This is a genomic window from Xanthomonas sp. JL1, assembly GCF_038405005.1.
Genome location: NZ_JBBYGR010000041.1, coordinates 1 through 19,802, shown reverse-complemented (window position 1 = coordinate 19,802; position 19,802 = coordinate 1). Strand labels below are relative to the sequence as shown.

General features: G+C 61.2%; 17 protein-coding genes, 1 tRNA gene and 1 pseudogene. 18 read left to right on the top strand and 1 reads right to left on the bottom strand.

The genetic code is table 11. The annotated features are described in order from the left end of the window. Positions 1 to 26: 26 nt before the first annotated feature. From pheT to WJW29_RS08805, 18 genes and pseudogenes are all read left to right on the top strand, one after another. Positions 27 to 2,405 (top strand): phenylalanine--tRNA ligase subunit beta, encoded by a 2,379-nt coding sequence (gene pheT, locus WJW29_RS08890; protein ID WP_011259703.1) that lies wholly within the window; start codon positions 27 to 29, stop codon positions 2,403 to 2,405. Positions 2,406 to 2,426: 21 nt separating this feature from the next. Further along, entirely contained in the window at positions 2,427 to 2,726 is a 300-nt protein-coding gene (locus WJW29_RS08885) for an integration host factor subunit alpha (protein WP_002811076.1), read from the top strand. Then, positions 2,707 to 3,063 (top strand): MerR family transcriptional regulator, encoded by a 357-nt coding sequence (locus tag WJW29_RS08880; protein ID WP_005995911.1) that lies wholly within the window; start codon positions 2,707 to 2,709, stop codon positions 3,061 to 3,063. Before WJW29_RS08885 ends, WJW29_RS08880 begins: the two co-directional genes overlap by 20 nt. A 60-nt stretch (positions 3,064 to 3,123) precedes the next feature. After that, positions 3,124 to 3,200, top strand: a tRNA-Pro gene (locus tag WJW29_RS08875). Positions 3,201 to 3,671: 471 nt separating this feature from the next. Further along, positions 3,672 to 4,370, top strand: coding sequence for a polysaccharide biosynthesis/export family protein (locus WJW29_RS08870; protein WP_011259702.1), 699 nt, complete (start codon positions 3,672 to 3,674; stop codon positions 4,368 to 4,370). Beyond that, a complete protein-coding gene (locus tag WJW29_RS08865; protein WP_027704192.1) occupies positions 4,352 to 5,791 on the top strand; it encodes a GumC family protein in 1,440 nt (479 codons plus the stop codon). The genes WJW29_RS08870 and WJW29_RS08865 overlap by 19 nt, the downstream gene beginning before the upstream one ends. 243 nt (positions 5,792 to 6,034) lie before the next feature. Next, entirely contained in the window at positions 6,035 to 7,489 is a 1,455-nt protein-coding gene (locus tag WJW29_RS08860; protein WP_011409041.1) for an undecaprenyl-phosphate glucose phosphotransferase, read from the top strand. 94 nt (positions 7,490 to 7,583) lie between these two features. Then, positions 7,584 to 8,873 carry a hypothetical protein gene (locus WJW29_RS08855; RefSeq protein WP_049756340.1) on the top strand — a complete coding sequence of 430 codons (1,290 nt, stop codon included), beginning with the start codon at positions 7,584 to 7,586 and terminating at the stop codon, positions 8,871 to 8,873. Then, positions 8,870 to 9,961 (top strand): acyltransferase family protein, encoded by a 1,092-nt coding sequence (locus tag WJW29_RS08850; protein WP_011259698.1) that lies wholly within the window; start codon positions 8,870 to 8,872, stop codon positions 9,959 to 9,961. Before WJW29_RS08855 ends, WJW29_RS08850 begins: the two co-directional genes overlap by 4 nt. Before the next feature lie 16 nt (positions 9,962 to 9,977). Next, positions 9,978 to 11,054: an acyltransferase family protein gene (locus tag WJW29_RS08845; protein WP_011259697.1), complete on the top strand. Its 1,077-nt coding sequence runs from the start codon at positions 9,978 to 9,980 to the stop codon at positions 11,052 to 11,054. A gap of 67 nt (positions 11,055 to 11,121) precedes the next feature. After that, positions 11,122 to 12,264, top strand: a complete 1,143-nt coding sequence (gumH, locus tag WJW29_RS08840) for a GDP-mannose:cellobiosyl-diphosphopolyprenol alpha-mannosyltransferase (protein WP_011259696.1) — start codon at positions 11,122 to 11,124, stop codon at positions 12,262 to 12,264. Further along, complete coding sequence (locus WJW29_RS08835; RefSeq protein ID WP_011259695.1) at positions 12,261 to 13,310, top strand: glycosyltransferase; 1,050 nt, start codon at positions 12,261 to 12,263, stop codon at positions 13,308 to 13,310. Before gumH ends, WJW29_RS08835 begins: the two co-directional genes overlap by 4 nt. Positions 13,311 to 13,327: 17 nt before the next feature. Further along, complete coding sequence (locus WJW29_RS08830) at positions 13,328 to 14,821, top strand: lipopolysaccharide biosynthesis protein (protein WP_011409038.1); 1,494 nt, start codon at positions 13,328 to 13,330, stop codon at positions 14,819 to 14,821. A 64-nt stretch (positions 14,822 to 14,885) separates the two neighbouring features. Beyond that, the gene (locus WJW29_RS08825; RefSeq protein ID WP_011259693.1) at positions 14,886 to 16,082 is read left to right on the top strand and encodes a glycosyltransferase; all 1,197 of its coding nucleotides are present in this window, start codon (positions 14,886 to 14,888) and stop codon (positions 16,080 to 16,082) included. A 36-nt stretch (positions 16,083 to 16,118) separates the two neighbouring features. After that, positions 16,119 to 16,913 (top strand): polysaccharide pyruvyl transferase family protein, encoded by a 795-nt coding sequence (locus WJW29_RS08820; RefSeq protein ID WP_011259692.1) that lies wholly within the window; start codon positions 16,119 to 16,121, stop codon positions 16,911 to 16,913. A 4-nt stretch (positions 16,914 to 16,917) separates the two neighbouring features. Beyond that, positions 16,918 to 17,712, top strand: a complete 795-nt coding sequence (locus tag WJW29_RS08815; protein ID WP_011259691.1) for a WecB/TagA/CpsF family glycosyltransferase — start codon at positions 16,918 to 16,920, stop codon at positions 17,710 to 17,712. Between the two features lie 34 nt (positions 17,713 to 17,746). Next, positions 17,747 to 18,208 carry a cupin domain-containing protein gene (locus WJW29_RS08810; RefSeq protein WP_011259690.1) on the top strand — a complete coding sequence of 154 codons (462 nt, stop codon included), beginning with the start codon at positions 17,747 to 17,749 and terminating at the stop codon, positions 18,206 to 18,208. Between the two features lie 89 nt (positions 18,209 to 18,297). Beyond that, positions 18,298 to 19,298 (top strand): annotated as a pseudogene (locus tag WJW29_RS08805) (TraB/GumN family protein). Between the two features lie 117 nt (positions 19,299 to 19,415). Here the strand turns inward: WJW29_RS08805 and WJW29_RS08800 are convergent. Beyond that, the coding region (locus WJW29_RS08800) for a transposase (protein ID WP_181712163.1) at positions 19,416 to 19,802 on the bottom strand (387 nt) is incomplete at its 5' end.

The following is a 19,802-nucleotide window of genomic DNA, read 5'->3' as shown; positions in this document are numbered from 1 at the left end:
TCCCGAATCCCGAATCCCGGCTCTCCATGAAATTCTCTGAAAATTGGCTGCGCAGCCACGTTCCGATCCAGGCCACGCGCGACGAACTGGCCGCGACGCTGACGGCTATTGGTCTGGAAGTCGAAGAAGTCATACCGTTGGGTGAGTCGCTGGGCCAGGTGGTGGTGGCACGTATCGTCGAGGCGATGCGTCATCCGGAAGCTGATCGTCTGCAGGTCTGCAGCGTCGATGCAGGGCAGGGTGAGTTGCTGCAGATCGTGTGTGGCGCGCCGAACGCGCGTCCGGGTCTGGTGGCGCCGCTGGCGCTGGTCGGTGCGAAGATCGGTGAGCTGACCATTACCGCTGCCAAGCTGCGTGGTGTGGCGTCCAATGGCATGTTGTGTTCGGCCAAGGAGCTTGGTCTGGATAGCGACGCTGCCGGCCTGTTCGAGTTGCCGGACGATGCGCCGGTGGGGCAGGCGCTTGCCGAGTATCTTGGGCTGCCCGATGCCAGCATCGAGATCAAGCTCACCCCGAACCGCGCCGATTGCTTCAGCGTGCGCGGCATCGCCTTCGACGTGGCCGCCGCGTGCGCCAGCGAAGTGGTGGCATTCGACGCCGGTGCCGTGGCGCCGGTGTCCACGCGTACGCTGGCAGTGGAACTGGATGCCGGCAAGGATGCGCCGCGGTATTGCGGCCGTGTCATCGAGGGGATCGACCCCGCTGCGAAAACGCCGGTATGGCTTGCCGAACGCCTGCGCCGCAGTGGCGTGCGCCCGGTGTCGTTGCTGGTGGATATCACCCAGTACGTGATGCTGGAACTGGGGCAGCCGATGCATGCGTTCGATCTGGATACCTTGCACGGCCCGATCGGCGTGCGCCGTTCGTGTGCCGGCGAGCAGCTGGCCTTGCTGGATGGGCGCCAGGTCACGCTGGACGACAGCTTCCTGACCATTGCCGATGCCGGGCGGCCTGTGGCGCTGGCCGGCTTGATGGGCGGGCTGGACACGCGCGTCACCGAGACCACACGCAATGTGTTTTTAGAGTCGGCATATTTCGACCCGGCCGCCATCATGGGCCGTGGCCGCAAACTCGGTCTGCATACCGATGCCGGGCATCGCTTCGAGCGGGGCGTGGATCCGGCATTGCCGCCACAAGCGATCGAAGTGGCGACACGCCTGGTGCTGGAACTGGCCGGCGGGACGCCTGGTCCGGTGGTGCATGCGCAACTGCCGCAGCATCTGCCGCAGCCGGCGCGCATTCTGTTGCGTCGCGCGCGTATTGCACGCGTGCTCGGCATCCAGATCGACGACGTCGACGTCGTGCGCATGTTGCGCGCGCTTGGCATGCAACTCGACGCCGTTGCCGAAGGCTGGGAAGTGATGGCGCCGAGCCGTCGCTTCGACATCGCCATCGAAGAAGATCTCATTGAAGATCTGGCGCGTATCCACGGTTACGACCGGGTGCCGACCACGCTGCCCGGTGGCGCCAGTCGCATCGCGATGCCGAGCGAAACCCAACTGGACGAGCTCAGCGTGCGCCGCCAGCTGGTGGCACGCGAACTGCAGGAAACCATCAACTACGCCTTCGTCGATGCTGCCTTGCTGGAGCGCTGGCAGCTCACCAATGGCCTGGTGCCGTTGGCCAATCCGCTCAGTGCCGAGCTGGCGATCATGCGTCCATGCCTGTTGCCGGGCCTGGTGGCCACATTGGGCCGCAACGCTGCCCGTCAGGCCGGGCGGGTGCGCCTGTTCGAACTGGGCAAGGTGTTCGCCGCGGCCGCCGATGCCGGCGCAGCACCGCAGGAGTCGCAGCACGTTGCCGCAGCGGTGTGCGGCGATGCGCTGGCGCTGCAATGGGGCGAGGCCGCGCGCAAGGTGGATTTCCACGATGTGAAGGGCGACCTGATGGCACTGGCTGCGGCCAGCGGCGCGCAGCTGGAGTTTCAGCCGTCGACGCAGCCGTTCGGGCATCCGGGCCGGTCGGCCGATATCTATCGCGACGGCGTCTGCATCGGCTGGATCGGGCAGGTGCATCCGCGCCTGGCCAAGGCACTGGATATCGACGTAGACGTGATCGCATTCGAGCTGCAGCTGGGGCCATTGGTGCAGCGGACGCTGCCGTGTGCCGGCGAGCTGTCGCGCTTCCCCTCGGTGCGCCGCGATCTGGCCTTCCTGGTGCCGGACGAGGTGAGCTGGGCGGCAGTGTCGGCCAGTGTGCGAACCACGGTCGGGCCGTTGTTGCGCGAGGTGCAGTTGTTCGACCGCTATGTCGGGCAGGGGGTCGCGCCAGGTTTCAAGAGTCTGGCTATGGGCTTGATTTTGCAGGATAACTCGCGCACTCTCACCGACCGGGACGTCGATGCAGTCGTCACCGATGTGGTGGCCGTGATCGAGCGTGAGCATCGCGCCCGGATCCGGAGTTGAGGCGGTAACCAGGGGATTGGTATGGCATTGACGAAAGCGGAGATGGCCGAACGTCTGTTCGATGAGGTCGGTTTGAACAAGCGTGAGGCAAAGGAATTTGTCGACGCGTTCTTCGATGTGCTGCGCGATGCGCTGGAGCAGGGGCGTCAGGTGAAGTTGTCCGGTTTCGGTAACTTCGATCTGCGGCGCAAGAACCAACGACCCGGTCGCAATCCCAAAACCGGCGAAGAAATTCCGATCTCGGCACGGACGGTGGTGACGTTCCGCCCCGGGCAGAAACTCAAGGAACGGGTGGAGGCTTATGCTGGATCCGGGCAGTAATCGCGAGCTACCGCCGATTCCGGCCAAGCGCTACTTCACCATCGGTGAGGTGAGCGAGCTATGCGACGTCAAACCGCATGTGCTGCGCTACTGGGAAACCGAATTCCCCAGCCTGGAGCCGGTCAAACGGCGCGGCAACCGGCGCTACTACCAGCGCCACGATGTGCTGATGGTGCGTCAGATCCGCGGGCTGTTGTACGAGCAGGGCTACACCATCGGCGGTGCGCGCTTGCGTCTGGAAGGCGATGGTGCCAAAAGCGAGTCGGCGCTGAGCAATCAGATCATCAAGCAAGTGCGGATGGAGCTGGAAGAAGTCCTGCAACTGCTGCGCCGCTAGGAAAAAGTTTCACAAAGCCGCTATAATCGCAGGACTCCCTACGGCGGAGCGCAGCATCTTCGGGGTATAGCGCAGCCTGGTAGCGCACTAGTCTGGGGGACTAGTGGTCGTCGGTTCGAATCCGGCTACCCCGACCAAAACATCAAGCCCATGACGGTCTGTCATGGGCTTTTTTGTTGCGGCGCAATATTGCATCTTCGTGACTACGTCTGCTGCCCGGCAGATGTAGATCGGCATATCGCGCCGCAGCATGAACGCTAGGCTGGCGCTCGGTCGTTGCGGCCCAGCTCGCTATGGACTTGGGTTGCGGAATGATGCCAAGTGTCCGAAAACGCTCCAAAACCTAAAAGCCAGACCATAACGTGGATCACGGTTCGTTAACGCGTGATAGACGAACTTGAATCAATAGGCCAACGCCGTCAAAAAAATGGCGTGTGGTGTCTTGCAGCGCAATCGTTCTGTGCCATAGTGCAGTGCAACACGCATTACCTGTCGTGATCCCAATGTCTTGAGATGAACTCTGTGTCGTGCGTTCGTGCTGGCGTGTTTGGCCCGTTGAATGCTGCGCGATCTCCTGTCCCACCCAACCGAGGCAGCCAGCCACACGCATGAAGAAACTGATCGGACGATTTTGCCAAGCGCTGAGCCTGGCCTTGATCTGCTCGATGACACTGGGCGCTTGCAGCACCGGGAAAGACATGGCGACGTCGTTGCCGCTTCCCGATCCGCTCGCAATGTCTGCGGTGCAACCCGAGTATCGACTCTCTCCAGGCGATCTGCTGCTGTTCAAGGTGTTCCAGATCGACGATCTGGAACGACAGGTACGTATCGATCAGAACGGCCATATTTCGTTGCCGCTTATCGGCGATGTCAACGCAGCTGGCATGAGCGTTGGTGAGCTGGAGAAAATGGTGGCCGACCGGTATCGCAACGGCTATTTGCAAAATCCGCAGGTGTCGGTGTTCGTGCAGGAATCCAACGGTCGCCGCGTCACCGTGACCGGCGCGGTGACAGAGCCCGGCATCTATCCGGTCGTCGGCGCCAATCTGACCCTCCAGCAGGCCGTGGCGCAGGCGAAGGGCGTCAGCACCGTGGCCAGCCGCGGCAATGTCATCGTGTTCCGCATGGTCAATGGGCAAAAGATGATTGCGCGGTTCGACCTGGCCGAGATTGAGAAGGGCACCAATCCGGATCCTGAGATTTACGGCGGCGATATCGTCGTTGTGTACCGCTCGGATGCGCGCGTTTGGTTGCGCACCATGCTGGAAATGACTCCTCTTGTGATGGTGTGGCGCGCATACCGATGAGTATGAATTCCGACAATCGTCCCTCTTCGTCTCATCGTCACTGGCATCTCGAACTTGCCGATGTGGGCTTGCTCGATTACTGGCGCGCCCTGGTGTCGCAGCGCTGGTTGATCTTCGGCATCGCGCTGGCGGGACTGTTGCTGGCGCTGGTCATCACGCTGCTGATGCCGGAGAAGTACCGCGCGACCAGCACGCTGCAGATCGAGCGCGATTCGCTCAACGTGGTGAATGTCGACAATCTGATGCCGGTGGAATCACCGCAGGATCGCGACTTCTATCAAACGCAGTATCAATTGCTGCAGAGCCGTTCGCTGGCGCGCGCGGTGATCCGCGAAGCAAAGCTCGACAAGGAGCCGGCGTTCAAGGATCAGGTCGACGAGGCGTTGGAGAAAGCCGCCGCGAAGAATCCCGAGGCCGGTAAATCGGTGGATTCGCGTCAGGCGATCATCGAGCGCAGCCTCACCGATACGTTGCTGGACGGTCTGGTGGTCGAGCCGATCCTCAATTCGCGCCTGGTCTACGTCCATTACGATTCGCAGGATCCGGTGCTGTCGGCAAAGATCGCCAACACGTACGCAAAGATGTTCATCATCAGCACGCAGGAGCGGCGCATGAAAGCGTCCTCTTTTGCGACCACGTTCCTCGCTGAGCGATTGGAGCAGTTGCGCGGCAAGGTGGAGGACTCGGAAAAGTCGCTGGTTGCGTACTCGACCGATGAGCAGATCGTTTCGGTGGGCGACGACAAACCTTCTTTGCCTGCCCAGAACTTGACCGATCTCAATGCGTTGCTGGCTTCAGCGCAAGATGTCCGAATCAAGGCCGAGGCTGCCTGGCGCCAAGCAGAAAGCGGCGATGTTATGTCGCTGCCGCAGGTGCTCAGCAGCCCGCTGATCCAGAGCCTGCGCGCCCAGCAAGTGCAGCTGACCAGCGAATACCAGCAGAAGCTGTCGACCTTCAAGCCGGACTACCCGGAGATGCAGCGCCTGAATGCGCAGATCGAAGAGTCGCGTCGGCAGATCAATGGCGAGGTCATCAATGTTCGCCAGTCGTTGAAGGCGACCTACGACGCATCGGTGCATCAGGAGCAGTTGCTCAACGAACGCATCGCCGGTTTGCGGAACAACGAGCTTGATCTGCAGGGCCGCAGCATTCGTTACAACATGCTCAAGCGCGACGTCGACACGAACCGTCAGCTCTACGATGCGCTTCTTCAACGCTATAAAGAAATCGGTGTTGCAGGCAATATCGGCGCCAACAACGTGACCATCGTCGATACCGCAGATGTGCCTACGTCGAAGACTTCGCCGAAACTGAAATTGAACCTCGCGTTGGGACTCATCTTTGGCGTATTCCTAGGTTTGGCTGTGGCTCTGGTGCGGTACTTCCTGCGCGTCAATGGGCAGGAAACGCGGTTCAACTGACATCGTGATGTTGCAAAACGATGGTTAATTAAAGTGACAACTGATTCAGCGTGGAAAAGGTGGGATCCCGTATGTTTCGGGCTCCCGAGTTTGAAAGTTTGTCTCTGTTAAAACAAAGGGCTGTCGAGTGATCTGGGGTCGGTAGGTTTTACCGCGGTGATTGCTTGACGGAGATGATTGAAAGCTCGCGTGCGATTCGTATGTTTCCCCGCATGCGTCGTATCGAGTTTGGAGGACATCCCCATGCTTTTGGCAGACTTGAGTAGCGAGACTTACACAGCTTCCTCGCCGCGATTGTTGTCCAAATATTCGGCTGCGGCCGATCTGGTTCTGCGCGTCTTCGACCTGACCATGGTTGTGGTGTGCGGTCTGGTCGCTTACCGAATCGTGTTCGGTTCCTGGGTGCCGGCAGCGCCGTATCGGCTGGCGATTGCCACCACGCTGCTGTATTCGGTGATCTGCTTTGCGCTGTTCCCGTTGTACCGCAGCTGGCGCGGCCGTTGCCTGTTGAGCGAACTGATGGTGCTGGGCGGTGCGTTCGGCGGTGTCTTCGCGCTGTTTGCGGTCCATGCGTTGATCGTGAAGGTAGGCGAGCAGGTGTCGCGCGGTTGGATCGGTCTGTGGTTCGTCGGTGGCCTGGCATCGCTGGTCGCCGCGCGCACGGCGCTGCGTGGCTTTTTGAACCATCTGCGTACTCAGGGTGTGGACGTCCAGCGTGTGGTGGTGGTGGGTCTGCGTCACCCGGTGATGAAGATCAACCACTACCTGAGCCGCAACTCGTGGGTTGGTATGAATCTGGTCGGTTATTTCCGCACCCCCTACGACATCGCCGTGACCGAACAGCGCCAGTCGCTGCCGTGCCTGGGCGAGCCGGACGCGTTGATCGACTATCTGAAGGAAAACCAGGTCGAGCAGGTGTGGATCTCGCTGCCGCTGGGTGAGCGCGACCATATCAAGCAGCTGCTGCAGCGCCTGGATCGTTACCCGATCAACGTCAAGCTGGTGCCGGACCTGTTCGATTTCGGTCTGTTGAATCAGTCTGGCGAGCAGATCGGCAACGTGCCGGTGATCAACCTGCGCCAGGGCGGCGTGGACCGCGACAATTACTTCGTGGTGGCCAAGGCGTTGCAGGACAAGATTCTGGCTGTCATCGCGCTGCTGGGCCTGTGGCCGCTGATGGCCGCCATTGCAGTCGGCGTCAAGTTGAGCTCGCCTGGCCCGGTGTTCTTCCGCCAGCGCCGTCATGGCTTGGGCGGCCGCGAGTTCTACATGTTCAAGTTCCGCTCGATGCGGGTGCATGACGACCATGGCACCACGATCCAGCAGGCGACCAAGAACGACGCACGCATCACGCGTTTCGGTGCATTCCTGCGCCGCAGCAGCCTGGACGAGTTGCCGCAGATCTTCAACGTGCTGGGCGGCAGCATGTCGATTGTTGGCCCGCGTCCGCACGCCGCGCAGCACAACACGCACTATGAAAAGCTGATCAACCACTACATGCAGCGTCACTACGTCAAGCCGGGTATCACCGGTTGGGCGCAGGTGAACGGCTTCCGTGGCGAAACTCCGGAACTGCGCACCATGAAGAAGCGTATCCAGTACGATCTCGATTACATCCGTCGTTGGTCGCTGTGGCTGGATATCCGCATCATCGTGCTGACCGCAGTGCGCGTGCTCGGACAGAAGACCGCGTACTGATGATGGTGGGGAGCGTGCGACCTGGCGCGTTCGGCGCCACGGGCGGCTGCATCGCAGCCGCCTCTTTCAAGCAGGCGGCTGCATGCTGATTCGAATGAGAGAGGAAACTCGCGTCCGCTGGCACAACCTGCTGATTGAGCTGACGTTGCTGGTAGGCGTGGGTTACAACCTGGTACTGGCGTTCGTCAACGCGAACGTGTTCACCGTGCGACCGGTGATCACCTACGCTGTCGAGGTCATGGTTTACGCGGCCTGCTTTTTGCTTGGTCTGGGCTCGCTGAGCCGTAAACGCATTGCCTTGATCGTCAGTGGACTCGGCTTCATCGTCGCGCTGATGTTCGTGCGTTTTTTGGTGAACTGGCAGATCGACCCCAAGTTTTTCCGCGACGCGCTGGTGGTTTTCGCCTTCGTCGTGCTTGGCTCGGCTTACACCGGTTCGGTGCCCAAGCTCTTCATCCGCATGACCATCATTGTCTCGCTGGTTGCCGCCTTCGAATTGGCGATGCCAGTGAAATACGGCGATCTGATCAACCCCAAGAGCTTCTTCGTCAATGCGCGTGGCATGAGCGCCGAAGGTTTCTGGAACGAAGACAGCAACCTGTTCGTCAGCGCCACGCGGCCGGGCGAGCGCAACTTCCTGCCGGGTTCCAATCTGCCGCGTGCCTCCTCGATGTTCATCGAGCCTGTGACGATGGGCAACTACATCTGCTTCTTTACCGCAATCGTGCTGGTGTTCTGGCGTTGGATGCGGCCGGCGGCGCTGATTCTGTCTGTGGGGTTGATCGGCTTCATGATCGTGGCCTCCGACGGACGATTGGCGGCGGGCACCTGTGTCTTGATGGTGTTGCTGTCGCCGCTGTTGAAACGGCTGGATCAACGACTGGCCTTTTTGGTGTTCCTGTTGGTGATCATGAGCGCGTGGTTGCTGGTCTGGGTCACGGGCATCACTGCCTACCAGGACACCACGATGGGGCGGGTATTCTTCACCGTGTATTCGATGAATAACCTGTCGTTCGAGTCCTGGATGGGCCTGGATTTTGACCAGGCGTACCGTTACTTCGATAGCGGAATCTCGTATTTCATTGCGTCGCAGTCGATCGTCGGCGTGCTGGCGTTCCTGCTGTCGTATTCCTTCCTGCTGTTGATGCCCAGTAAGGAAGGGCAGCTGTTCAAGAATCTGGCGATCTTCGCGTTCGCCTTGAGCCTGTTGGTCTCCAACGGCTACTTCTCGATCAAGACCTCGGCGTTGTGGTGGTTTGTCTGCGGTTGCATGTGGCATATGTTGCCGCCCTGGTCTGCGTCCGGCACGCAGACTGCCTTGATCAAGGATGATCCAACGGCAGATGGCGCGCAGTTGCTATTGCCTGCGGGAGCGGCACGATGAGTGTGTCGGCAACGCCGGCATCCCCGTCGTCTTTGCCGGCCGCCGGGTCGCAGGTTGCATCCACTGGTCGCGCCCGCGATCCGCGCATCGATGCCACCAAGGCCATTGCGATCCTGTTGGTGGTGTTCTGCCATGCCAAGGGCGTCCCACATGGCATGACTTTGTTTGCCTATAGCTTCCACGTGCCGCTGTTTTTCCTGGTGTCGGGTTGGTTGGCAGCGGGCTATGCCTCGCGCGATACCGGCCTGACGCAGACGATCGCCAAGCAGGCACGTAGCTTGCTGCTGCCATACGTCACCTTTTATCTCCTGGGCTACGCATACTGGTTGCTGACCCGTAATGTCGGTGAGAAGGCTGCGCGCTGGGGAAGTCACCCCTGGTGGGAGCCGATGGTGGCGATGTTTACCGGTATTGGTCCGGACCTGTATGTGCAGCCACCGCTGTGGTTTTTGCCCGTCATGTTGGTGACCTTGGTGAGCTACATGGTCTTGCGCCGCCGGATGTCGCCGATATTGATCGCAGTGCTGGCATTGATCGTGGCGTGGTTGTGGATGAACTGGTTCCCAGTCCAGCACGTGCGGATTTTTTTCGGCCTGGACGTGCTACCGGTGTCGCTGTGTTTCTACGCATTGGGCGCCTTGCTGATCTACGTGTCGCCACGCCTGCCGACATCCTTGGCTGGCAGCGCCCTGGCGACGGTCGTGTTGGCATTAGCGGTAGCCTGGCTGGCCGAAGCAAACGGGCGAATCGACGTCAACATGCTCGAATTCGGACACAATCACGCGCTGTTCCTGGTGAGCGCATTGCTCGGTGCGTTGATGGTGATCTGCGCGGCGCGGCTGGTACAAAGCTGGGCGTGGCTGCAGTGGATCGGCCGTAATACCTTGCTGATTCTTTGCACGCATATGTTGGTGTTCTTTGTATTGTCCGGTGTTGCGGCATTGGCTGGTGGTTTCGGCAGTGCGCGTCCGGGGCTCGGTTGGGCAGTGTTCGTCACGTTGTTTGCATTGGCCGCCTGCGTGCCGCTGCGTTGGATCTTGATGCGCTTCGCGCCATGGACGCTGGGTGCGCGCCGGGTGGTGGCATGAACGGCGTTTTTTTGGCATGACAAGCGAACTCTCTCCAACGCATGGTGCGCGTGTGCACAGTTCGGCAGACGCCAGGCCGACGCGCGATTGGCAGATCGATGCTGCGAAGGCGGTGGCCATCGCGTTGGTGGTGCTGGGCCATGCCAGCGGCATGCCGCCCGCATACAAGCTGTTCGCGTACAGCTTCCATGTGCCGCTGTTTTTCGTGTTGTCGGGCTGGGTCGGCGAACGGTTTGGGCAGCGCGCATTGACGGGCGCAACGGTTGCGAAGCTGGGGCGAACCTTGCTGGTTCCGTATCTTGCATTTTTTATGGTGGCCTATGCGCTGTGGTTGCTGAGCGCTGCGATGGATGGGCATGCGGGGCATCCACAGACGCGACCGTTGTGGCACCCGCTCACCGGATTGCTGTGGGCCAATGGTTCACGTCTGTATGTGCTTCCGGCGCTGTGGTTTCTCCCCGCCTTGTTTGTCACAATGCTTGCTTACATTGCCTTGCGTGCGCGATTGAGTGCGGCCGCGGTAGCGGCGATCAGCTTGACACTGGCGCTGGCATGGGCAGGCTGGTTCCCGTCGCTGCAATTGCGTTTACCGCTCGCACTGGATGTGCTGCCGGTCGCGTTGTTCTTCATCGCCATAGGCGGCTGGCTGTCGCGCTTTGCCGAAGCGCTGCGATCGCTGGGCGCGCAGGTGTGGGCGCTGGCGTTGTTGCCGTTGGCCGCAGTGTGGTGGTGGCTGGCCGGGTGGAACGGGCAGGTGGACGTGAACAATTTGCAGTGCGGGCAGTCGGCGGCCGTGTTTATGCTGGTCAGCCTGCTAGGAACGGCGATGACGTTTTGCGTCGCCTATTTCATTCGGGGAATGCGCTGGGTGCAGTGGATCGGTACCAATACGCTGCTGATTTTATGCACGCATACGTTGGTCTTCCTGGTGGCCACCAGCGTGGTGGCACGGACGGGCCTGATCGCACGCAGCGCAATCGGTACGCTCGCCTGGGCGTTGGGGCTAAGCGCCTTCGCGATCACGATGAGCGTGCCGATGCGCGCGGTGCTGGTGCGTGGGGCGCCATGGATGTTGGGATTGAAACGTAAATGACGAGTTTTCAGAATCATCAGCCGTCGCAGCAACTCGATGCGCGTCGCTGGCAAAGGAGATTGGCGTAATGAAAGTGGTGCATGTCGTTCGCCAATTCCATCCTTCGATCGGAGGCATGGAAGAGGTCGTTCTCAATGTTGCCCGCCAACATCAAGCCACTAGCGCCGATACGGTTGAGGTCGTGACGCTGGACCGTGTGTTCACCGATCCCAGTGGGCGGCTGTCGGCGCACGACACGCATCAAGGGCTGCCGATCCGGCGGATTGGCTATCGCGGATCGTCGCGCTATCCGTTGGCGCCGTCGGTACTCGATGCGATTCGTTCGGCCGATGTTGTCCATCTGCACGGTATCGACTTTTTTTACGACTATCTGGCATTGACCAAGCCGCTGCACGGCAAGCCGATGGTGGTGTCCACGCATGGCGGGTTTTTCCACACCGCTTACGCATCGTGCATGAAGCAGCTGTGGTTCCAGACGCTGACGCGCATCTCGGCCTTGGCCTATGCGCGCGTGATCGCGACCAGCGAAAACGATGGCGATCTGTTTGCCGAGGTGGTGGCGCCATCGCGACTACGCGTGATCGAAAACGGTGTGGATGTGCAGAAATATGCAGGGCAGGGTGCGACCACACCCGGCCGAACGATGCTGTATTTCGGGCGTTGGTCGGTCAACAAGGGGCTGATCGAAACGCTGGCGTTGCTGCAAGCCGCGCTCAAGCGCGACCCGCAATGGCGGCTGATCATCGCCGGTCGCGAGTACGATCTGAACGAGTCCGATTTGCGCAAGGCGATTGCCGAGCGTGGGCTGCAGGACAAGGTGCAGCTGAGCATGTCGCCCTCGCAGGAGCAACTGCGTGCACTGATGCAGCAAGCGCAGTTTTTCGTTTGCTTGTCGCGGCATGAGGGTTTCGGTATTGCAGCGGTTGAGGCGATGAGTGCGGGCTTGATTCCGATCCTCAGCGATATTCCGCCGTTCGTGCGGCTTGCCAGCGAATCGGGCCAGGGCGTGATCGTCAATCGCGACAAGATCGAGGCGGCAGCCGATCAAGTGCAGGCGCTTGCGCTGCATGCCGACAACGATTTCGACACGCGCCGTACCGCGTCCATGGCTTATGTCAGTCGCTACGACTGGAAGCACGTGGTCGGGCGCTACATCGACGAATATCACGACGCGTTGGGCATCCCGCGCGTGCAGGAGGCGGTGCGATGAGCGCGCTGGCCTCTCCGTCGATGACCCGTGCGGCAACCCAGCCGCAGGTCACGGTGCTGTTTTCCACCGAAAAACCCACCGCCAACACCAACCCGTACCTGACCCAGCTCTACGACGCGTTGCCCGCCGCAGTGCATCCGCGTTTTTTTTCGATGCGCGATGCTTTGTTGTCGCGCTACGACGTGTTGCACCTGCATTGGCCCGAATACTTGCTGCGCCATCCAACTGCTGCAGGCACCTTGGCCAAGCAGGTCTGTGCTGCATTGTTGTTGCTCAAGCTGCAGCTGACCGGCACGCCGGTGGTGCGCACCCTGCACAATCTTGCACCGCATGAAGACCGCGGTTGGCGCGAACGGAGCCTGCTGCGCGGGATCGACCGGCTGACACGTCGCTGGATCCGCATCAATGCGACTACGCCGCCGCGTCCGCCGTTCACCGATACGATTCTGCACGGCCACTATCGCGACTGGTTCGCAACGATGGAGCAGAGCAGCACGGTGCCGGGGCGGTTGCTGCACTTCGGCCTGATTCGCCCGTATAAAGGCGTCGAAACGCTGCTGGAGGTCATGCACAAGGTCGACGATGCGCGCGTGACTCTACGCATCGTCGGCAACCCGGCCACGCCGCAGATGCGCAGCTTGGTGGAGGACGCCTGCACGCAGGATCCGCGCATCAGCGCTTTGCTGGCCTATGTGGAAGAGCCGGTGCTGGCACGCGAAGTCAGCGAGGCTGAGCTGGTGGTGTTGCCGTATCGGCAGATGCATAACTCCGGCACCTTGCTGCTGGCGTTGTCGCTGGCGCGCCCGGTGCTGGCGCCGTGGAGCGAATCGAATGCATCCATCGCCGAGGAAGTCGGACCTGGGTGGGTGTTCCTGTATGAAGGCGAGTTCGATGCGCCGCTGCTGACCGGCATGCTCGACAAGGTGCGCGCCGCACCGCGCGGGCCGGTACCGGATCTTTCGCAGCGCGACTGGCCACGGATCGGGCAGTTGCATTACCGCACCTATCTGGAAGCGCTGGGCAAGGACGGAGACGCCGCGCTGTGACCGCAGAGACACCTACGATGACATCTCCCACACCACCACCGCCGCCTCCGCAACGCAGCCTGGGCTCGCGCGCTGCTGGCGGCGCAGCATTGACCATGCTTGGCCAGTCGGTCAAGATGGTGGTGCAGTTCGGCGGCATCATTCTGTTGGCGCGATTGCTGAGGCCTTACGACTACGGACTGATGGCGATGGTCACCGCGATTGTGGGGGCTGCCGAGATCCTGCGCGATTTCGGCCTGTCGGCAGCGGCGGTGCAAGCCAAACATGTCAGCCGCGAGCAACGCGATAACCTGTTCTGGATCAACAGCGGCATCGGTTTGCTGCTATCGCTGGTGGTGTTCGCGTCGGCGCATCTGATTGCGAACTTCTACAAAGAGCCGGCCCTGGTGACGATTTCCCAGGCACTGGCGGTCACCTTCCTGATCAATGGCATGACCACGCAGTATCGCGCGCACCTGAGCCGTGGGTTGCGCTTTGGGCAGGTAGCGCTCAGTGATGCGGGCTCGCAGGTGCTTGGCTTGGGCGCCGCGGTTGCTGCTGCGTTGCTCGGCTGGGGCTACTGGGCGTTGGTGGTCCAGCAGGTGGTGCAGGCCATCGTCAATTTCGTCATCGCCGCGAGCTGCGCGCGCTGGTTGCCGGGTGGCTACCAGCGTTCGGCCCCGATGCGCGATTTCATCAATTTCGGCTGGAACCTGATGGCTGCCCAGTTGCTGGGCTATGCCAGTCGCAATGTGGGGCAGGTGATCATCGGGTGGCGGACCGGGCCGGACGCGCTCGGCTTGTACAACCGCGCATTCCAATTGTTGATGATGCCGTTGAACCAGATCAATGCGCCGGCCACCAGCGTGGCATTGCCGGTGTTGTCTCAGCTGCAGGACGACCGCGAACGCTTCAGTGCGTTCCTGTTGCGCGGACAGACCGTGATGGTGCATCTGATCTTCGCGCTGTTCTCGTTCGCTTGCGCATTGGCGATGCCGTTGATCGTGCTGGTACTGGGCGAGCAATGGCGCGAGGCCGTACCGCTGTTCCAGGCACTGACACTGGGCGGTATCTTCCAGACGGCCGCCTATGCGACGTATTGGGTGTTTCTTGCGCGGGGATTGATGCGCGCGCAGCTGGTGTATTCGCTGGTCACCCGCATCCTGCTGATCGCCTGCATCTTCGTCGGCTCGCGTTGGGGCGCGATGGGCGTGGCGATCGGCTATTCGTTCGGTTTGTTGCTGACTTGGCCGCTGTCGCTGATATGGATCGGCAAGATTTCCGATGCGCCGGTCGGAGCGCTCTTCACCGATGCGCTGCGTACCATGGCCGCTTATGGCATTGCGGGCGGATGCGCGTATTACGCATCCATCACGGTTGGCGGCTCGCTCTGGGAGCAGCTGGCCGTCGGCGCAGCGGCGATGCTTGCGGTTTGCCTGCTTGCGCTGGCGATCTGGCCTGCATTCCGTCGCGATGTGATTGCCATCATCAGCATTCGCAAGTTGCTGACGCAGGCCAAGGCGCGTCGATGAGTCGACATCGTCTTCGCCTGCAATCAGTCATGCTTTCACTCACGCATTCATTAGGACACGGCCCATGAGCGACACACCCGCCGCCGCTTCCGGCATCCGCCGGCCTTGCTATCTGGTCTTGTCCGCCCACGATTACCGCACGCCGCGGCGCGCCAATATCCATTTCATCACCGATCAACTGGCGCTGCGTGGAACCACGCGGTTTTTCTCGCTGCGCTATAGCCGGTTGTCGCGCATGAAGGGGGATATGCGGTTGCCGCTCGACGAGACTGCCAACACGGTTGTCTCGCATAAGGGCGTCGACTGCTACCTGTGGCGTACGACGGTGCATCCGTTCAATACGCGCCGTCCGTGGCTGCGTGCGCTCGAGGATGCGATGTTCCGCTGGTACGCTGCGCACCCGCCACGCCAACTGCTCGACTGGATGCGCGAGTCGGATGTGATCGTCTTCGAAAGTGGCATCGCGATTGCTTTCATCGAGCTGGCAAAACGCGTCAATCCGGCGGCGAAGCTGGTCTATCGCGCCTCTGACGGGCTGAGCACGATCAATGTGGCGTCCTACATCGAACGCGAGTTCGACCGCGTCGCGCCCACGCTCGATGTGATCGCACTGGTGTCGCCGGCAATGGCAGAAGAGATCGCCAGCCGCGACAACGTCTACCACGTCGGGCATGGCGTGGATCACAACCTGGACCAACTTGGCGATCCCTCGCCGTACGGCGAGGGAATCCATGCAGTCGCGGTCGGTTCGATGCTGTTCGACCCGGAGTTCTTCGTGGTTGCCAGCAAGGCTTTTCCGCAGGTGACGTTTCACGTGATCGGCTCGGGCATGGGCCGGCATCCCCGCTATGGCGATAACGTCGTGGTCTATGGCGAAATGAAGCACGCCGAGACGATTGGTTACATCAAACACGCACGTTTCGGAATTGCGCCGTACGCGTCCGAGCAGGTGCCGGTGTACTTGGCTGATAGTTCGATGAAGTTGTTGCAATACGATTTCTTCGGATTGCCTGCGGTATGTCCGAATGCGGTGGTCGGGCCGTATCAATCGCGTTTCGGCTACACCCCAGGCAACGCTGATTCCGTTATTGCGGCAATTGGCCGCGCATTGGAAGCACCGCGCGTACGTTATCGCCAGTGCCTGAATTGGTCCGACACCACCGATCGCGTGCTGACTCCCAGCGCGTATCCGGAAACCCGTCTGTATCCACAGCAAGGCGCAGCAGTGCACGCCTCGTCAGAGGCTGTGCTCTCGCATTGATGCGGCGCACATTTTTCTTTAAGAGACTCCAACCTTATGGCCAACGCCTTGCTGCAGAAATGGATAGAACATGCAGAACGTCGTGCACTGTTCTGGTGGCAGCCCAAAAACGCTGGCGTGAATATGGGAGATCACCTGTCAAAGGTGATCGTCTCCTGCGTGTTGTCTTTGCAGGACAAGACGCTGATCGAGAAGCAGGATCTGAGCAAGAAGCTGATCGCGATCGGCTCGGTGCTGCATTTCGCCAAAGATGGTGACACCGTCTGGGGCAGTGGCATCAACGGCAAGATTCCTGCCGAACGCAACACCTTCAGTACGCTCGATGTGCGTGCAGTGCGTGGTCCGAAGACGCGCAAGTTTCTGCTCGATCGCGGTATCGCGGTGCCGGAGGTGTATGGCGATCCCGGGCTGCTGACGCCGATGTTCTTCCCGGCCGACGCGCTGGGCCCGATCAACAAGCGGCCGTTCGCCATCGTGCCGCACTTCAATGAGCCGGTCGAAAAGTACAGTGCGTATAAGGAACATTTGGTGTTCCCCAACGTGAAGCCTGCGACCTTCATGAGCGCGTTGCTTGGCGTCGAGTTGGTGGTCAGCAGCTCATTGCATGGCTTGATTCTCGCCGAAGCCTATGGGATACCCGCGGTGTATCTGGATTGGGGCAACGGCGAAGATCGCTTCAAGTACGACGACTACTACAACGGTACCGGACGCATGCAGTGGCATTCCGGTAACAGCGTGGAAGAGTGTCTTCAGTTGGGCGGCAACGGCGATTTCGATTTGGAAAAACTGCAGGCCGGACTGTTGTCTGTATTCCCTTACGACCTTTGGTGATTCGATGATGCAGGGCCAGCGCGTTGATGTTGAGACGACGGGAATTGCCAGCGGGAACACGCCGCCCGGTGTGGTGATTGCGTTAGGTGGCTTTCCGGTGTTGTCCACAACCCAGGAAGCCTTCGCGCTGGATCTATTCCATGCGTTGGCAGCACGTCAGCCGCGTCGGGTGTTCTTCGCCAATACCAATTTCATCGTGCAATGCCAAGCGCTGCGCATGCGTATGCGCGAGCCCAGCGTGCGCATCGTCAATGACGGGATCGGCATGGATCTGGCCGCGCGGCTGATCCACGGCCGCCGCTTCGCCGGCAACCTCAATGGCACCGACCTGATTCCGTATCTGTGTCGTGAGAGTGCGCAGCCGCTCAAATTCTTCCTGCTGGGCGGTCGTCCTGGCGTCGGCAAGACCGCTGCAGCCACGCTGACCGGGACGTTGGGTCAGCAGGTGGTCGGTATGTGCGATGGCTACGGCGAATTCGCGGCGGCCGGCGAGGGTCTGACCGAGCGCATCAATCGCTCCGGTGCCGATGTGTTGCTGGTGGCGTTCGGCAACCCGCTGCAGGAGCGCTGGATCCTGGATCACAGCCATGCGCTGGGCGTGCCGCTGGTCTTCGGCGTGGGCGCGTTGCTCGATTTCTTGTCGGGTACCGCCAAGCGTGCGCCCGAGTGGGTGCGGCGCCTGCATCTGGAATGGATGTATCGGCTGCTCAACGAGCCGCGCCGTTTGCTCAAGCGCTATAGCTGGGATCTGCTGGTGTTCTTCCGCGCCTGTTTGCGCGCGGGCAAACAGCTGCCCTGATGCAGCGGTGGCGCGTCTGGCCTAGCATGCACGCATGCATCCGACCGCCGCCGCCCTGATCCACGCGCTGGACCTCGCTCCGCACCCGGAAGGCGGGCACTACCGCCGCGTCTATGCCTCCGCACGCCAGGTGACCGACAACGGTAAGGCCTGCCAGGCATTGACCGCTATTCGTTTTCTGCTGAGCGCAGGCCAATGCAGTGCGTGGCACTGTGTGGATGCCGAAGAGACGTGGCATTGGCAGCAAGGCGATGCGCTGGAACTACTGATCTACGACGCCTCCAGCGCGCGATTGCAGCGTGTGGTTGTGGATGCCGCCGAGCGCGGCGAACCGATGCATGTGGTGCCGGCAGGCTGCTGGCAAGCGGCACGTTCGCTCGGTGACTTCAGCCTGGTGGGCTGCACGGTGTCGCCGGGATTCGTCTGGGAAGGCTTTGCGCTGCTCGACGAGGCCTCACCGCTAGCTGCGCACCTGGCGACGTTGCTCCCAGGCTAGGCATCGACGACGAGGACGGCCGAACCCTTCCCTGACGCGGCCGCTGCCGGCTTCGCGTATTGTCCGTCTCAAACAGGGGGCCACATCCGATGCAACGCAAGGTAGAGGGATGGGGAGCGGGCTTGATGCTGAGTCGCTATTGGCGACCGCCAGCGAGACGGTGCCGCCACCGCCGCCGGTGGTGGATCTGGAGGCCATGGTCGTGCGCGGCGTGCAGCCCGGACCGGGCTTGTGGAAGGTCAGCAAGGGCGAGCACGTGTTGTGGATACTGGGCACGCAGTCGCCGCTGCGCAAACGCCTGCAATGGCAATCGACCGAAGTGGAAACCAGCATCGGCCAGTCCCAGCAGGTATTGATGGCGCCGAGCATAGCGCTCGATGTCGGCATGGGGGTCTTCGGCAGGCTGACCTTGTTGCCATCGGCGATGAAGGCGATGAAGAACGAAGATGGCCGCGAACTGCGCGAGGTGCTGCCGCCCGATCTGTATGCGCGCTGGAGCGTGGCCAAAGCCCGCTATCTCGGCAGCGACCAAGGCGTCGAGCGCAAGCGTCCGATGCTGGCAGCCGGCGAGTTGTATCAGGCGGCGCTGAAGCGCGCGGGCCTGACCCGCGCGCCGGTGATCTGGTCGGTCGTGGAGCGCGCCGCCAAGCGCGCAGGCATCAAGCCGACGCCCACGGTGCTGGACCACAAGATCGCGGACCCGCGACAGGCGCTCAAGGAATTCCGTGCCGGTGGCATGAACGATATCGAATGTTTTCGCCGCATTCTGGTGACGGTGGAACGCGATTTGCCTACGATGGTGGAGCGTGCCAATGCCTGGTCGGTAGGCGATCTAGAGGTCTTGCGTCAGCTACCGCACCAAGATCGGCAGGCCGCCTGCATGAGTGCGGTGGCTAGCTCCGGTGCTGCGAAGACGCGTGGCATCGACGATCTGGAACGGCGCATGCGTGACCATTGGTTGAGCATCGCCACCGCCGCCTTGCAGCGTAATCGCAGCACCTTCGCTGTGCTGTCGATCAGCCGGCTGACGGCGCCGGATGGCTATCTGGCGCGCCTGCAGGTGCCAGGCTATGAGGTGGAAGCGCCTTGACCGGTTTCGGTAGCTGCGTGTGCCGCGTCATGCTGAGCGCGAGCACAGAGGCAGGTACGGGTCGGTCGCTGCATCATGCGGCCGCTGCGCGTCCGGCACGCGTCGGTGGCATGCATTCTAGTGTGGCGTTCCGTTGATAACTTTGCAGAGCCGTTCGATCTTGGCGAGGATCGAGTCAGCGGTCGCAGTCCATTTGAACGGTCGCGGATTTTGATTGTAGTGCTCCACGAAGGCGTTGATCTTGCGCTTTAGATCGGCCACCGAGTCGAAGGAGCTGCGCCTGATCGCCCGTTGGGTGATCAGGCCGAACCAGCGCTCGACCTGATTGAGCCAGGAGCTGTAGGTCGGCGTGTAATGCATGTGGTAGCGTGGCCGTTTGGCCAGCCATGCCTTGATCCTGGCGTGCTTGTGGGTGGCGTCGTTTTCGCAGATCAGATGCACGTCCAGATCCTGCGGCACCTGCGCGTCTACATGTCGCAGGAATGAGAGAAACTCCTGATGTCG

Coding starts and splice junctions, on each gene's coding strand:
- pheT (WP_011259703.1), top strand. CDS start 27: ATGAAATTCTCTGAAAATTGGCTGCGCAGCCACGTTCCGATCCAGGCC.
- WJW29_RS08885 (WP_002811076.1), top strand. CDS start 2,427: ATGGCATTGACGAAAGCGGAGATGGCCGAACGTCTGTTCGATGAGGTC.
- WJW29_RS08880 (WP_005995911.1), top strand. CDS start 2,707: ATGCTGGATCCGGGCAGTAATCGCGAGCTACCGCCGATTCCGGCCAAG.
- WJW29_RS08870 (WP_011259702.1), top strand. CDS start 3,672: ATGAAGAAACTGATCGGACGATTTTGCCAAGCGCTGAGCCTGGCCTTG.
- WJW29_RS08860 (WP_011409041.1), top strand. CDS start 6,035: ATGCTTTTGGCAGACTTGAGTAGCGAGACTTACACAGCTTCCTCGCCG.
- WJW29_RS08855 (WP_049756340.1), top strand. CDS start 7,584: ATGAGAGAGGAAACTCGCGTCCGCTGGCACAACCTGCTGATTGAGCTG.
- WJW29_RS08850 (WP_011259698.1), top strand. CDS start 8,870: ATGAGTGTGTCGGCAACGCCGGCATCCCCGTCGTCTTTGCCGGCCGCC.
- WJW29_RS08845 (WP_011259697.1), top strand. CDS start 9,978: ATGACAAGCGAACTCTCTCCAACGCATGGTGCGCGTGTGCACAGTTCG.
- gumH (WP_011259696.1), top strand. CDS start 11,122: ATGAAAGTGGTGCATGTCGTTCGCCAATTCCATCCTTCGATCGGAGGC.
- WJW29_RS08835 (WP_011259695.1), top strand. CDS start 12,261: ATGAGCGCGCTGGCCTCTCCGTCGATGACCCGTGCGGCAACCCAGCCG.
- WJW29_RS08830 (WP_011409038.1), top strand. CDS start 13,328: ATGACATCTCCCACACCACCACCGCCGCCTCCGCAACGCAGCCTGGGC.
- WJW29_RS08825 (WP_011259693.1), top strand. CDS start 14,886: ATGAGCGACACACCCGCCGCCGCTTCCGGCATCCGCCGGCCTTGCTAT.
- WJW29_RS08820 (WP_011259692.1), top strand. CDS start 16,119: ATGGCCAACGCCTTGCTGCAGAAATGGATAGAACATGCAGAACGTCGT.
- WJW29_RS08815 (WP_011259691.1), top strand. CDS start 16,918: ATGATGCAGGGCCAGCGCGTTGATGTTGAGACGACGGGAATTGCCAGC.
- WJW29_RS08810 (WP_011259690.1), top strand. CDS start 17,747: ATGCATCCGACCGCCGCCGCCCTGATCCACGCGCTGGACCTCGCTCCG.